The organism is Nostoc sp. KVJ20 (assembly GCF_001712795.1).
Taxonomy (GTDB): Bacteria; Cyanobacteriota; Cyanobacteriia; order Cyanobacteriales; family Nostocaceae; genus Nostoc.
Genome location: NZ_KV757821.1, coordinates 669 through 918, shown reverse-complemented (window position 1 = coordinate 918; position 250 = coordinate 669).

The window sequence follows — 250 nt, the reverse complement described above, 5'->3', positions numbered from 1 at the left end:
GTTGTAAGTCTTGGGCATTGGGTATGGGGTGAAGCGCTTGCTCCCTTAGCGATTGCCTACGGTGGCGGGTAAGCTGGGAGCTAGCCAGAAGAAAATAATAAAGCATAACTACTGGAGCGATCGCCATCGTAAAACAGGAGACGCGGCAACGCAGTTGCCAGTCCAGTCCACCACACCCACCACACCACAGATGTCAATAACCGCGCTGAAGATTCTGTGCAATGGCGTAACCGCCCTCTGTCTTGCGATC